Source organism: Acinetobacter corruptisaponis (assembly GCF_030053775.1).
Taxonomy (GTDB): Bacteria; Pseudomonadota; Gammaproteobacteria; order Pseudomonadales; family Moraxellaceae; genus Acinetobacter; species Acinetobacter corruptisaponis.
Window position 1 is genome coordinate 1,278,079 of record NZ_CP125669.1, and the last position, 17,723, is coordinate 1,295,801.

Annotated in this window: 1 protein-coding gene (running past one end of the window); it reads right to left on the minus strand. The window is 36.2% G+C overall.

From position 1 onward, the window contains the following. A protein-coding gene (locus QLH32_RS06325; protein WP_283268711.1) for a tandem-95 repeat protein crosses the window boundary here: on the minus strand, positions 1 to 17,683 show its 5' portion. The gene continues 16,799 nt to the left of window position 1, outside the view; the window shows 17,683 of its 34,482 coding nt (coding positions 1-17,683); it begins with the start codon at positions 17,681 to 17,683; the stop codon falls past the left edge of the window. Positions 17,684 to 17,723: the final 40 nt, after the last annotated feature.

Genomic DNA, 17,723 nt, shown 5'->3' on the forward strand with positions numbered 1-17,723 from the left:
TTGCACTGGTCCAGCGTACTGCCCATAAACGACCATCTGGTGAGAAACTTAAATCTGATACCAGAGTATTCGAGAAATGTGTCCATTGTTGCCCAACTGGTGCATTAATATCAAAAATCTCAATACCATTGCCAGATGAAACATAGATGCGATCAGTTTCAGGTTCAACCGCCAAAGCATGGGTCAATGGTTCATTGGCAGGTCCCTTGATTCGCTCAATAATCTGACCTGTTGAATAATCCAGTAACCACAATTCCTGTCCAGTCAGCACCCATAACTGTCCTTTAGAATCCACTGCCATATCCATAATCGGCTGATCAAAGGTATAAAGTGGTTTCTGTTGAGTACCTCCATCTTCCCCATAAATAAACAATTGATTACGGTACTGCCCAGCACTGACTAAAATACGGTGATCAGGCAATTCAACCATTGCCAATGCACCCACTTCACCTTGGCTGGTATTAAAACCACTTGCAAATGTATTTAGGGTAAATGGAGATAAAACTGAATTTAAATCAGTATTTTGATTTTTATCAATTTGTCCTGCCAGACCTTTTTGAGCCTCTACAAAAATAGAATTATTGAGATAGCTACGATCCTGCGCAGCTTGAGGTACCTGGGTGGTTTGTTGTAAAGACTCATTGCTGCCAATTTCGGTGAGTAACTGTTGTCTTGAACCATCATCTGGAATTACTGCATTCGTTACTTTAGCAACTTCCTGATTTCCTGCAATATCCGTGGCAACTGCAAGGAATTCATAGTGAATGCCTGCTTGCCCAATAAATAACAATTCACCTGTCGCCTGGGTCAGTTGTTTTTGCCAGATTTTAAAGTCACCGCCATTTTCTGCAACATATAAAGTCACATGTTTGACACCACTGACATCATCTTGTGCAGTCCACTGTACTTTATAGTGCACCTGATTCGCCGTGGTGCTTTGCTGAGAAACTACATTTAAGGCTGTTACTGGACGTTGATTATCTAGAACATAGGTTGAGATTTGACTATCTACAGGTGGCGTATTATTCAAATAGATACGGGCCTGTGACACAATTTCCTCATTAGATTTTGCAGTTTCAATTGACTGAATGGTATAGCCAACAAAACCTTTATTATTACCATCCAGTTTTAATAAACGATGCAGGTTCTGGGTTGAAAGCTCACCTGTATTTGGGTCAATCGCCTGTATCAACCAAGTGAGTACATGGTTCTCTGCATCAATGCCCGCACTGACACGTAAAATAAAGCCCAGGCTACCTGTAAAGTCAAAATCACTGGTAAAACTACTGCGGTTGTCTGGAACATGAATATTGATGTCTCCAATCTTCATGTCTGTTAAACGCAAGGTATATGGATCAAGCTGTTCATCAATCGCTGTGACCAAACGAATCTGGTGCAGTGATTGTTCAGTCGTATTTTGGAAACTGATCTTAAATGGTAGTGCTGTCTCGCTTGGTACATAGCTCTTACCATCAGTATGTGGCATCACTGATGGACCCTGTATATGTACAATATCAGTATTTACAGCCGCCATCTGCTTGAGATATTGAGTTAAGGCAAGCGCCTGTGCGCCAACTGGATTGAAATCTACATCCAGTAAACCTAAATGACGTAGATACTCTAACTGTGATCTACCACCAGCAAAGATGTTAAAGTTAATGAAATGCTTATTATTTTCACTATTTAAAATCAGGTCTTCTGGTGTGATATTTTTTGGAACAGGGCTTAATGCAAAATTTCCCTCATCATCCTGACGATATTCATAATAATCAGTCTGAGCTTTTAGGGCTTCAGGGTCACCTGCCCACTTAGAGGTGTCACCATACCATTTTTGCATTTGTTCAAAGAACGACAATACACTCGCCTTGGTTTGGTAACTTTCCCCAGCTTTAGATAATAGAATACCCGTTGCCAAATTTGCTGTCAGACTAAGAACCTGAACACTCTCGCGAATTGCTGGCGCCTGATTTTCTGGACGTAATAATCCTGCATCCTCCAAAGCTGCCAACCAGCCTTGTACCCATTGGGTTTCATCCGCAGCCAGAGCTTTTAAGCTTGCATTTGCCAAGGCATCTTTCAAAATCGCCTCACGCATTTTTAATGCATGTTTGGTTTGATCCTGAATAAACTCAGCACGTGTAATTGGAGTCGCAGCGGCAGCAATATTAAAACGGAAGTCCAACGCCAACATTTCTTTTTTGGTTAGACGTTCTTCAGGATCTAGGAATCGTGCTGCGAGTCCACCTGAAATTTTATTCAGGTCATAAACACCATTATCTAATAAACCCTGTGCTTTCCATTCAGGATGGATCATATAGAGCTGTTCACGCAAGCCCTCAAAATCCATATTGATCCATTCTTTTAGGCCAGGATAAGTTTTGATATTAAAGGTAAAGCCCGTAAATCCAGCGGCATTCATATCAAAAGCATAACCTGGAGCTAAATTAATCCCTGAGGTATTTAAAGTTCCATCTAAACTTGCCCAAGCGATTTGATTCAGTTTATTTTGATCCGTTGGTGTAATACCATACTGCTGGGTATTGGCTTGATCTCCAATAATACGACCTGATGGCTGCCCTCCCACATTTGAACCAAAAATAATAAATGGCAGGTTTAATCCATCAATCAGTGAATCATTATAACCCATCTCCACTGCACCAATATCAAGACGGACATATGGTGTGTCAACATTGGTTAAGCTTTGCAGAGAGATACTGTAAATACCCGTTTCACCTGGTGCGATTTGACTCACCCCGCCCAAACCAATAGTTACATCAGGTTCAATTGCACGTTCCACCAAGTAGCGATAAGGTTCAACCACTCGATCTCCATTTGGATTAATGACCACGATATCATACAAACCATGTGGTACCTGACGTAAGTCAAACACAGCACGGATATGGGTTGCATCCAATACCTGCCAACGTTCTGGTTCAATCTCAAAAACACCAGGACGGCTCAGTTTAACTAAAGCACCCGCTGCAAATTGGGCACCATAAATGTCCATGGTGACCCAGCGATAATCATCTGTTCCTGTACCACCTTGGTCTGGTGTCACTTTGGTAATGGAGAGTGGTAATGTTTCAGCAATAATCGTTGCTGCTGTATTTTTTGCGGAATTACTGGATTTTATAAGAATATAATAGTTTCCAGCCTGTGTGGTTGGGACGAATAATTCCTGATCAGGTGAGTTTGCCAAAGTGTAGGCAAAATCATATTGTCCACTGTTCGGTACAGCCTCATAACGAATATAGAGTTCATTTGAGCCATTAATCGCACTGGAGTCCAGACGTACACGCAAGGTTTCACCCTGACCTACTTCCAGTTTATAGAGATACTGATCCCTACTACTCAATTTGAGGTCAGTGCTGGTATTCAACAATAACTTAGGTACTGTTACCGTAATAGTTGATGCTGAAACTGTTTCATTATTTGCTTCATTTGGTGCGATATTTAAACCTGTTTCAGTATAAACAATATCGCCCTCATATACTTCATTATAAATATCTGGTCGAACGATAATATACCATTGCCCATCCTGAACCATTGGTAAAAGTGCTTCAATAAATCCAGTATATTGTTGACGCGCATCCAACCCGCCTTGATGGGTAAATCGCCCCAGTAAAATATCCTGATTGTCCCAACTATTATTTCTGGATAAATAGACTGCATCTGACCATTGGCCATGGGCCTGATAATCTGCCAGATTTTTAACATTATATTCAATATGAACCTTTTCACCTGTTTTGGTTTGGGCAGGCAACACGATATCTGTCACCTGTAAATCAACAGGTTCAGGCTGAATAATCAATAAAGGTCGTTCAGCAGCAAGCGTATTATTTAAATCATTTTCAAACTCTAGGACTTGACCCGTTGCACCACCACGGTAATATGCTGGATCAGTCACAACAAAGACATAATAAGTCCCATTCATGTCTGTTGGAATTTGTGCCTGAATAGAAGCAGAATATTCTGCATTTTCAGCAAGACCGCCATTATGATTCACAAAGCCTAGAAGCTTATCTTTATTTAAATCAAGCACTCGGTCAGTAGACAAATAAATCAAGTCTGTCCATAAGCCCTGATCTGATGATGTTTTACCACCAAAGTTCTTCACTGTATAAGAAACATCTATTTTCTGTCCTGAAATTACACTAGTTGGGCTCACCACCGTAGTAACCTGCAAGTCAGGTGGGTTCACATAATTTACAGTCAAGACAATAGATTTTTCGTTATTTCCCTCATCCTTAAATTCCAGGACAGCGGCTTGATCATATCCTGGTGTCTTTTTAATGACTTGTAAATTTTTTCTAATACTAGAATAACGTCCATCAGAGCTAGTACCTGTACTAGCGTAATTAGTATCTGCTTTGATAATAATATTAAAATCACCACCAATACCTACAGGAATCGTAAAGGTCGCAGATTGTGTATATGACTCACCAACTTTAAGAACATCATCTAATAATACTAATTTTGTTTTACTCATTATTTCAACAAACAGACCGCGATCAATTACTGGATAATCAGAAGCATCGATTGTGTTATCAATAGATAAGTAAACGCCATCAAACCAACTCTTAACACGAGTATCTCGTGTTCCGTCATTCTTAACTGTCCAGGTAAGAGTAACTGTATCACCTGCATTCGGGTTTGAATTTGAAATTTGGATATCCTGAATAATCAAATCAGGCTCACGATAAACAACATTTAACGAAGTAGAAGCAATATTATTTTGTGTGAAGTTATTCTCAAAAACAGTTTTTTGGTAAGACTCTAAAACGCTTTGATTATATATACCATTTAAGGCATCAGCTGGAAAATATGGCTTACCAGAGGCTAATGTAGCATCACTCAAAACGTAGATATAGTATTGTCCATCATAACCAGCAGGAATACTAAATTGACCTGTGGTCGTATAGCTTGTACCAGATTTTAAACCTTGTGCATTGGAATGCTCCACTGAACCAATCAACATTGAGTATTCTGGTCGATATTCAGGGTAAGCACTAATAACAATATAATCTGTCCATGATCTTGTACCCGACCAAACATCCGCACCTTTATTTTCCACTATCCAAGAAACATTAACTAACTCACCTGAAAAGACTTGCTGATCGACAATAACCTGGGTTACAGCCAAATCTGATGCAGATGCAGTCACACGAGAAGCAACTGAAGAAGTATTATTCTCTTTATTTTTCTCTAATTTGACTTTGTCATTTTTGTCTTTTAATTTACCTGTATTTGTTTGCACAACCAGTTGCAAACCTGTAACTGTCGGTGCCAATAATGGAATGATCTGTTCAACTGTATAGGTTTCGTTATAACCTAACTTCCTATTTTGGCTGAATTCACCAAGTTTCCATTTAATCGTTGCCTTAGATAGATCAGCTTGATCAGCCAACCAAACCTCATCGGTCCATGAACCCTCAAATTCGTCAGCACGATTCTTAACAGTATAACTAAATTGATAGCTACCGCCTGCAACAGCTTGTATTGGCGCTTGTATATCAACCACAGCAAAATCTGGTGGTGAAAAGCCTAATATGTCAATTGCTCTTGCTTTATAATTATTATTATCGATCTGAGTAGCATCATCCAAATTGATATTGGTTGCAAGCGTATCCTCTAAAATCGCATCATAGGTATCACTCCAGACAGTAATATAATACTGTCCTGAATACACCCCTTCAGGTATTGTCACGGTAAGTTGGCCTAAGTAATCTTCTCCAACCTCAAGATGTCCTGTATGACGGATATCCCCTAACTTGATATCACCTTTAGATGGATTCGGTTGACGTCTATCTACAGTCAGCCAAACGCTGTCAATCCAGCTATTAATACTGCTTTGATCACCTTGTGTTTTTGCAGAACCTTTATTGGTCACCTTATAATCAACAGTAATTTTACTTCCATGACTTGCCTGATCTGGTGCAACCACATCGCTTGCAACCAAGTCAGCAAAAGGTGTGGGTTCAACATAAAGCTTTTCTACTCGAATGTTATTATTTTCATTTGGATATTCATCTACACTATTTCCAGAGTCTGACACAACAATAATGTAGACATCTCCACGGTAACGCACAGGAATTGTAAATTCATCCGTAATTGTAGTGTAGCTTTGAGTAGGTGCTAATGCTGACCCACTATCATAACGACCAATAAGCATATCGTCAGAGCTTAGCCTATCGTCAAGAGACAAGTAGACAGAATCTTTCCACTGTTTACTTGTAACCAATGGCCCCATATTACTGACAGTAAACTTAACGCTTGCCTTGCCACCAGCCACAACTGTATCTGGCGCTTCAATCTGAGTCACACGTAAATCTGGACGAGGGTTTAAATCTACACGCAAGATATCATCAGAAAGCAAAGTATTATTTTGACGAGCAGTATTGTACTCATAAATTTGATTAGCCGAGTTTTTACCTAAATCGGCATTGGTGACAACCTCTAGACGCCATGCACCCTCCAAGCGAGAAGGCAAACGCACTTTCTCTGTTCGAGTATACGTTTTGCCTGACTCCAGTCCCTGCGTATAGCTAAAATTACCAAAATAAATTGGAGTTTTACTATTATCTAAAGAAATTAAACGGACACTATCGACCCAGTTACCCGTAGCATCCTTAGCGCCTTGATTACGAACAGTCCAGCCAAATTCTATTTCCTCTCCCTCAAATGCAGTTTCAGGAAGACCAATACTTTCTATGACAAGATCAGGATATTCTGCTAACTGGATTACCGTAGATAAACCTAATTTTTGGTTATTTCCATCATGTATAAATTCAAATACATTTTTTCCTGTATCTGTACTCACATTTAAATAATAGGTTCCAGACAATCCATCAGGTAAAGTAACAGTAAGGGAATGCTCATAACCTTGGTTACTTGCTAAATAACCCAAATGCTGAATTGAACCAAGCTCCCAGATTTGTCCTTTCCCGTCTGCCTGACTACTCAACCAGATACGATCAACCCAGGTATCCTTGTCAGTAATTCCTATCCCGTTATTGCTCACAGACCATTTAACTGTTGTCGTTGTACCGCTGATCAATTGCTGTGCATTATCAATTGACAGTGTATTAACCTGTAAATCGGCATAGGCCTTTGGCATTACATCAACAATATGATCTGATTTCGTTGTATTGTTTGATTCCAGATCATTTTCCCAAACTTGCTTCAAGCTATCTGTTTGAACAAATATATAACCATGCTTCGTAAAGTTAGGTCCAAAGCGATATTGAATAGATGATGTGTAATTACCATCTTTCTCCAAGGCGCCATTATGTACAGCCCTCCCTAAGATGATATCATCCGAATTTCCAATCACATCATCACTAGAATAAATAACGGTATCTGTCCAGGTCGTATTTAGTCCAGCACCCGTTCCAATATTGGAAACAGTCCACTCAACCGTTAAAGTAGCTGGGTCAGCAATTGTCTGTGTAGGAACACTAATATTTGTGACAATTAAGTCAGCATATTCTGCTTTCGCAATATCAAGACTTTGTAGATATCTGTTATTGTTCTCAGCATTATATTCGACATTTTTATTATCAGCATCGGTAACAATAATTAAGCGCCAGCGACCAGATAAATCCTGCGGGATTTTATAGTTCAATACCGATGAAATAAATGATTGGTTACCTATCTCTGTATGGAGTACCTCACCAATTTTAATATCTCTAGGATCAATAACATCATCTAGTGACAGGTAAACAATATCCTTGATCTGACCAGCTTTTGCACTTCCCTGATTGTAGGTTGTCCATGAGATATCAATACTCTGACCACCTTGTAGAACCCCTGTCGTTTTTACATTACCAACCACAAGATCAGGACTTACCATTTCAATCAGTGTATTCGCTGAATGATTGACTACATTCAACTCACGAATATAGTCATTTACATCAGAAGTGACCTCTAAACGCCATGTCCCTAAACCAATAGCTGGAACATTTAATGTCAATTGTTGTTTAAAGCTTTCACCCTTTTTAACATTACGGTTAAAAGAAGGAGCCGCCAATACATACGTCTGACTTGGATCTGTGGTATTTACCAAACGGAAACGATCATATACAAAGCCTGTAAAGTCGGCTGTTCCCATGTTTGTCAATGTATAGGTCAATTGGACCTGGTTTCCAGACTGCCATTGTGATTCAACCAAAAGATCAGACACTTGAATATCTGGAAGTTTTTCCGTCTCTAAAGTAATAGCTGTTTTTACAATGTTATTTTCAGTACGTTCAGGCTCATAGGTTGAACCATAACTATCTGTCCTAATAAATAAGTAGTAACTTCCAGCAGCGAGATTAGGCTGAATATCCAAATATGCTTCATAAGACTCATTTAATCCTAAATATCCCAAATGAGTAACTGAACCCAAAGCTATTGCCGTTGCATCAAATGTTGGTTTAGAAGAAATGTAAACCGTATCTACCCAACGATTAGTATCTGTTGCCAAGTTTCCAATATTGGATACTTTCCAAATAATTCGCCCTTGCTCATTAACACTTAAACTATTAGGGGATGCGATAACTTCTGGAATAAGATCATTAAATGTTTTAATAATATTAAAACCACTTGATATTAATTGATTATTACCACGTGTATCTGGCTCTTTAACACTATGATTAATATCACTAATTACGGCAATATAATATTGTCCCTCCAAACGCGCAGGAATTTTTACTGAAACACTTTGTTGATAACTTTCTCCTATTGCTAACTCTTTGACTCTATTAAAATTAGCTAGAACAATATCATCTGCATTGCCTATTATCGCATCTCGACTTAGGATAACCCGATCAACCCATTGACCTTGCGCAATCTTGTCTCCGTGATTTGTAACACTCCATTGGATTTGAGCAAAGGTACCAGAACCGACTTCTACAGGTACAACAATATTTGAGACTATAAGATCTGCATAAGTCTGGGCAGTAGAAGTAAATTGCGTACTTAAGCTGTTATTTATTTCTGCATCACCTTGATCATTAACCTCATAAATTACGCCTTGTCCAACAATGTTATTGTCTGCAATCACTTCTACAATAAACTGCCCAACGCCTGCGATACCTTCAGGTAAATTAAAACTAAAATTCCTGTTTCGTGTCTCACCTGCCAATAATGGTGCTGCGTCTTGTCCACTAAATGCCGATGCAAAATTCAGAACAATCTTACCAGCAGAGCCATTGGCATTTTTTTCTCTAACAATAATACGATCTTGATAATTTTTAGGTGTTGCAACACTGCCCTGATTATAATCCTGCCAACTCAGCGTAACTTGATCGCCTGCTTGTAGTTGCTGTTGCTCAATGTGCAAATTTTTAACTATTAAATCAGGCCCTGCAACGACTTCTAAACGAGTTTCATTATCAAATTCTAAAGACCCTGCCACGTTATGCTCTGCAATTACATTGAGGGCATCTACTTTGACTGTAACAACGAAACGTCCAATTGCATTATTCTCTGATGGCCAGTTAAAGGTAATTTGCCTAGAGGATTGCTCTCCAACACCAATACTCTGACTACTCTGCTGAATATCCTGCCGAGTAATCACTGCGCCTGTTGTTAAATTGATAATTTCAATACGTTCAACCCAAGAACCTTGTGCGCTTGCATTTCCTGTATTCTTCGTTGTCCAATTTAAAGTTACAACATCACCCGTTTGCCAATTTGCATTTGGTGATAATGCTAATTGCTCAACGATTAAATTTGGATAATCCCGCATCGTACTATTAAAAATAATACTGAGATGATTATTCTCTTTTGCCTGAACAGTCTCTTTTTGTGAATTGTAATAATCACTATCAATGACTATTTCAAACTCACCTACCCCTAATGTTCCTTCTGGTAATCGAATATAGGCCTTACGTTGGGTAGTTTGTTGTGGTAATAAACTTCCCAATTCATATTCAGTATACGGTACCAAACTTTGTGCTAAAATTTCACCAGTCGATTTACGTTTAATGAGTACTCGATCCGTAAAATCTCCAAATGTTGCTTGTTCACCTAAATTACTTACATCCCATTGAATTTCCAACAAACTACCAGAGTGAATCGTTTGTTCGTAAGAAGCTTGTACTGTGAGATTATGGATACTCAAATCAACTTTTCTTTGATTATTATTTAAATCAATAATGAGTGGCTCAGAGGGTGCATGAACATAGACTGTCATACGATATGGCAGCTCGATATCACGGGCATCTGACTCATCTAATAAAATCGTATATTTTCCAGAAACAGCGGCAACAAATTCCGTTCCTAAGTTGTTAAGTTCAGCACGTGAAATTGTCTGTGCTCTACCATATGGATCAATAACAATTAAGTTAGTAGAATAATTGTATTTCCAAACATTGTTATAATAACCAGTTGTTCTAGTGATTAAATCTTCAAAATCAATAAAAATTCGGTCACCAGCCTTGGCTTCTATTTGATAGACTTGTTTTTCCCCTAGCGGTTTTAAGCGATCTTCTACTACTTTTCCACTTTCGATTTGCTGTGCTTGAGTAAGATCAAGCAATTTAAATCCATAATTCTTATCACTAAACTCTTGGGTATAAACTCTAAATTGGTAACTTCCTGCCATTAAAGTGATTGGATTATAATAAGAATTTAACGCATAATTCCCAATAACGGTTCCAACTTGATTAATAACTTGTAAGGTAACACCACTATTATTGCTGTAATTCAAATGATCCAGATAAAGCGTTGTCGTTTTATCAAAACTCAGACTATAAGAATGGCTTTGATTATTCGCTGTCAAAATACCACTATTCATGGCATTAAGAGTAGTAGACTGAACATTTTTAACCTTTTGGTCACCTAACCAATCCACTTGAAATGTTACTTGTCCTGTATAATTATATCCATCAACCTCATCATAATAACTTCCACTAGTATCAAAAATTAAATAATATTCTCCAGCACTCTCCAAATAGATTGCATTTGAATCAATACTTCCTGAATTATTACTTGACGTAACCAACTGACCATACTGATTATAAAATTTGTAATTTAGAGCACTACCAGAATACGATAGACTATTAAACTGAACATAGCCAGCTTGTTCAACACTAAACTTATAGATATTATTTGCTTGTCGTGTCTGAATACTAGATGTTGTAATAGACTGCCCTAGTTCAATTATTTTTTTATTTTCTGAAACATTTATCCATTTAAAGGTAGCAGTACTAGTTGAATAACTATTTAAATGTCCCCTTATAACATACTTTCCCTCTAACAAATAAGCTAAGTTATTAAAATCAGATAAAACCTGTTTATTATCTTTTAAACCAACAACCTTTAAAGTTGCACCATAATAATTTTCATAACTTGCAGCTATTCGATCCAAATAATATAAACCAGCTTCTTCAACCTCAAAGTAGAATAAATCTTGATCATTAAAACCATTTAAAATGGTACCACTCCAAGTGCTTTCAGAAATAATATCTCCAGGTAAAGTTCTCGGTAGCACATAGTTAACAACTGGGTTCAAAGCACCTAAACGACGAGCAATTTGGATACTATTCTGCCCTATTGCTCCTGCAATTAGATTAGTATTATCTACCGCATTGTAACCACGATTTTCATAAGCACTTAAACCGATATAATAAACACCCGTACTTGGTACAGTATAGATATAACTATTGGTATTATTTCCATAACGCGTGCTATAGACTTGCTGTCCATTCGCATTAAATATTCGAGTAAGAAAATTTGAACTTGAATAAGCATTGAACACCAAGGTATCACCAGCGGTAAGCATCACTTGATACATATCAACATCTTTATTTGTATTTGCTCCATCACCGATATAAGTTTCTAATGTATATAAAGTTCCTTGGGGTACAAATATTTCTTGTGCTGTCACCAAGGTTTCGCCTGCATCAATGGCAATGGTTGGTTTACCACTTTGACGCTCTAAATAAAGCTCTTTTCCGACCAAATCCTGTTGGCTTGTAATCTTTACATAGTAAATATCAGTTGTATTTATTGCAAAAGTTCCCTCTTGATCTAGAACATTTAATTGCTCACCACTCTTACTCAACAAGACAATTTGACTATTTTCCAGTCGTGCGAAGAGTTGATCGCCTTGATTTAACATGACACGGTAGTAACGATCTGTTGAAGCTGCGTGATTAACCAACAGCGTCTTTTTATCGTCAATGAACAATTCCTTTGCATCAGTGATACTACTCAAGCTTCCAGAATTATCATCAGCAATATAATTCGCATAAAATTGATAACTACTGTCATTATCATTATTTGAGCTAATTTCAAAGCGATATTGTCCTGCTCTTAAGTAGACTTTAGCTGATTGTAAAGCCATTAAATTATTGTATTGAGAAAGCAAATTATTATTCGGACCAAATAACTTTAAATACATTGAAGATTGATTTAATCTTAAATCTTTTAAACTTAACCAACCATCTTTTTCTATAGTAAATTGATAAGAGCAAGTACTATCAGATGTATATAATGTGCCTGATGTCATCTGATCAAGCACTAAAGGTACTGTTCTATTCTCTACTGAATCAATTTGAACCGTAATTAACTTTTCTGCTGTAGAATTATCTGTACGTTTTACTAACAAATATAACTTTGAAGTATTTGCAATAAAAGAGGGTGCACCATTATTTGAATAATAATTATTGAGCAGAATATTTCCTGAATTATCAAAAACAGAATAATATAAATTATTTGAATTTAGGAAATCAATATTATATTTTTTATCAACATCAAGATTTAAGGCATAAATTGCTATTTTTTGATTTATACCCAACTTTGCAGTGAGTGGTTCAATTTCATTTACAATTTGATTATTCTCTTGCAAGGATAATAACCGAAGCTGATAATTCCCTAATCCTGTCCGATCTGAGTAGAACTCAAATACATGATCTCCAGCAGGCAAAGAAATGATTTGATATTGATTTGAAGATAAATTAATTACTCTTTGTTGCCCCGTAGCATCTTTTAAGTAAGCATAAGTAACACTACCAGATATAGAATCTAAAATTAATGTTTGGGCCTGTTCCAAATGTAACTTATATCGATGTATCTCACCTGCTTCAGATAATGTACCTGACATCGCTTGATTAAGTTGGACTACTTGAGTAACAACCTGTGGAGTACTGACTCGAATCGTCGTAGAGCGTGATTGTTGGCGTTGTGATTCATTGGCTCCCTGGAGTGCTAAATAATAAACACCATCTTTTTTGAGGTTAAATTTTACCGCTCCATCTGAAGTACCTGCTTGTGTAGAAGATGCAATTTGATTACCCAAGTAATCATAGAGATACCATACTATATTGCGAGAGGCTGTGCCTCCAACTGTACGTGGATCAATCATCCAATCCTGCCCAGCTTGACCTGGAATTTTCCATACTGTTGTTTCAGCACTTTGGTTTACTGTTTTAATTACAGTCTGATCCAAAGGTAGTTCAATTGCCTGTTTGAGATCAGTAATTGTAAAGTTGAATTGACGTGTAGCATTTGGATAATCAAAATGATTACGAATGACCAAATCATAACTACCCGCTTCTAGAGTAATAACTTGGTTCGCATAAGTACTTCCTGCACTTACACTCCATAATGAATTAGTAGAATAAGTTGGTTTTAGAGTAAACTCCAACCCATTTCCTAAAGTTGACAAATTTATTTGTGTTTTTTCGGTAAGTTCAAATCGGTATAATTTTTGGTTATTATCTACATAGTTAATCGTATCAGAAACAAAATCACCAACAAGGTAATGATTAACTGTTTGCTTTTGTTTCAAGTTGAATACAATACTATTTTTATAGCCTCTAAATGCATATCCACTAACAGATGAATACTCCTGGCCAGAAGTAACTAAGTAATAGCTTCCTCCAACATCAACTTTAAAGTTAGCCCCACGATTAGCTTGCAAACTATAGACCAATTGTCCATTTTCATTAAACAAATAATATTTTAATTTAGATGAATAATTACTATTGTCAGTATAAGAACTATAATTGTAACTATAATTAGATAATAAATCATATTCCTGCCCTGCCACCAACTCCAATTTTAGTACCATACTTGGTATACTATTACTATAGTTCACCGTAATAGCTGTTTCTATAGCAATATCTTTTATTGTTTTACTTTGTGTTATATTAAGATTTAATTGACGAAGCTGATTAGCAATTGCCTGTGTATTAGTTATTTTTACTGTATATTGACCTGCTTCTAAAAAATAAGCCTTATTATCACCGTACCAATATAGCTGCTGAATGATTTGATTTCCATTTTCATCAAATACTTGATAACTATATCCTGCTTGACTTGGAATTAACTCAACCAGACCTGTTCTTTCAATATTGAATTGTAGCGTTTTATTTTGATTTTGTTGATGAAAATCAACTGTTAAATTTTCATCTAAGTTAACAGGTATTGCTAAACTGGTACTTGTGAGCAATGAGAGCTGCATGTTATTGAGTACAGCATTGCCATTTGTGGAGTAAACAACCAATCGATAGTCTTTTTGATACTCATTTAAATTCAGGGCAAGAATATTATCGGTGAGTACGCCATTCTGTACTAATCCCCCAGCTGTATTATAAAGACGATAATTTAATCCTGCCCAGCTGGAAGCATTTTGTGCCTGAATATAATAGGATTGGTTCTGTTGCGCATTAAATTGATAGATAAAAGCAGGTTGGGTAGAAAAATTAACTGTTTGAACAGTATTTTCTGTTAAATTTATTGCCTGATTGCTAATGGTAAAAGTAAATGCTTGAACTTGTTGCAGTCCCGAAAACTCAATACGGTAGTTTCCTTGTGTTAACCATTGTACAAATCCAGCATAATTTAAATCAAGATTGCCTAAAAAAACAGCACCCTTATCCAGATTAATGATTTTTACATCATTAAATGGTAGTCCAGCAAATGCTAAGGCATATGAATCCGCTTGATTTATCGTAAATGCAAATGCCAGATTTTCAGTCACTTGCTGTGCAGGAACGGGTTTAATCTGATTAAGTTGAATAGTTTGAGCTACGCTTCCTGATATTGGTGTGGTTGCACTTTCGGTAGCATTGATAGATAACGATTGTGATGTTAATGTCTGGTTTAATATTCCAATATAAATATTTTGTGAATATTGAGATAGAATCTCCAGATTCGTTGCAGGACTAGCACTTTGTACTAATATATTACCTAGATCATCCCATACGGTAATAAGAACACCACTCTGTAAAGGTTGCTCAAAATCAATGGTGTATTTTTTATCTTTTTGAGTATTGAGTAAAAATATCTGCGACTCTAGCTTTTCAATATCTAATGGAGTTTCTTTATTCAACTCAAGTTCTTCATATAACTTTTTAGAATGAATTGATATTGTTTGTTTTATATCTTCTAATACATTTTTATGAACAACAATCTGATATTGACCTTGCTCTAAATAGATCGCTTGTGTTCTCGCCTGTTCATCTCTAGACAATGACTTATCTAAATTTTTACCAATTATTTTAATATCCGTAGCATATCTTGTACTATCAATATCAAAAAAGTACAAACCACTTTCTACCACAGTGATATTTTGAATGACTTTTTTATTATTTATAGAATCATCTAAATTTAAATTCAATGACTGATTATCATTTAAAATAAAATTCTTCTCTTTTGTCAAATTTTCATGATCAGCATCAATGATTGTATATTCAACTTTACTAGAACCAGTATCACTAGGTATCAACCATAAATACGATAAGCCTTTAGTGACATCAACTAAATTTGAATTTCCTTGTCTTACTGTTATCCCTGAATTATCTGTTAGATACCACTTGGCATTAAAGTCATAAAAATCTAAAACAGTATAATTAAAATTAGAGTTAGTACTACTCTGCCCTACTTTTGTTAATCGAACTGTTAAATTTAACTCTCCAGTATAATAACCACTAGTATTTTCGCCAGTAACGATATTAAAACTACTTCTATTTCCATATGAATGAAATGCAAGATAAAAATCACCACTGTTATTAAATGTATAGTTTAATGGGCTATCATCTGTTACTACAATTCTATTACCTTGGGTATCATATACACTTAAATAACCATCAATACTACCATTTGGGGTAGAAACATATAGTTTATCACCTTGCTGCACTCTGATCTTATAAACATCTACATCTCCCTTAGAGTCGTTATTATCTCCAAAAACAACTTTAAGATTTTGATCTTGGTTGGATCTCAATCTTAAATATTGAGCAGCACTTAAACTATTTCCAATATCGCCCACAAAATTAAAACTCTGATTTACTTGATATGAGTTATAAATTTTTAGCTTGATAAGTCTATCAGTCTCATTACTTAAATTCTCACTATCAAAAATATTAAATAATTGGTTTTCTACTATGGTAATAGCAATAAAATACTCTTGATCTACTTTTGATGTAAAGCTAAAATCTTCAGTATTTTCTTTTTTCAGAACGTTGCCATTTTTATCGTACACCGAAAAACTAACTATTTCATCTGTCTTAAATCTTAATACTTCATTTGTGAGTAAATAATACGAGTAAACAGTCGCTTTTTGTTCTCCAATTTCTGCATCATAAATTCTAGTATTATTATCAATAAAAACTTGACTAACACTGCCATCAAGTTTGATCACCTGTGTTGTCTGTAATGAAGATTCTAAATTTATCTGACCATTCTGACCTAAAGTAGTCGCAGGATTAGTGCTCGATTTAATTTGGAAACGAATACTACCTAATGTATTGGTTAAGCTTCCCACTTCTATTCGATAGAGTCCTGCTTTTAGAAATACTGGCGTATAATTAATATCATTATCTGTAGTATTTGATGAGCGGACTGTATTCCCCCACGCATCCTTAATTATAAAAGTATGGCTATTTAAACCTAGTGATAGCTTATCCAGTGCGATCCATTGATCATCCTGCAAGTTTAACTCATATACACTGAGTTGTGACGGAGTCCTAAACTTTGCATCAATTTCTTGATCAATTTGAATCGACTGAACTACTGGGCGAGAGTGAAACAGTTTAAAACTTGCTCCAAGTGTATCCTGTAACTCCGAACCCTCAATACTTAACCAATATGTCCCTGTTTTATCAACAGTAAAACCTTGATCGTTATTTAGATTATTTTTATTAATTACTATTTTTGCATCAGGGTCAAAAATACTCCAAGTTCCATAGGATTGCAGCACTGACAATGAATCAAAAAATAATCGATCTCCAGCCTGTACATCAAAACGATATAATTTTGCACTTGAAGCAGGTGTTAGTTCTAACTCTATATTTTGATTTACAACTAATGATTCTGCACTACTTTCACCTATAAGATGAAACTCAAAATTCGTCTTAACATCATCTATCGCATTCACCGTTAACGTATATGTATCTGGCTGTAAATCTAAAAATAAATGACTTTGGGCAGTGAAGTTTGTGGTGTTAAATTGATTTCCAGTTTGAGTCCCTTGCAAATTCCATTGCATTTTATTGTTATCGATACCATCAAAGAAGAATTTTGTCTTTTCGGTAATAACAAATTCATATTGTTTCTGCTCTCCTGGTTGATCAATGGAACCTGATATTTCTTGTATTCCTGGCATCAAATCTGCCGAAAGCAAAAGTTTTGGCTCAAGTTGTTCAACTGCCCACATTTGCTCTTGTGTATTCATTTCTTTTTGGTTCATGACCCTACCCCAGATTGTTACTAATTTGTGATTTTTTGTT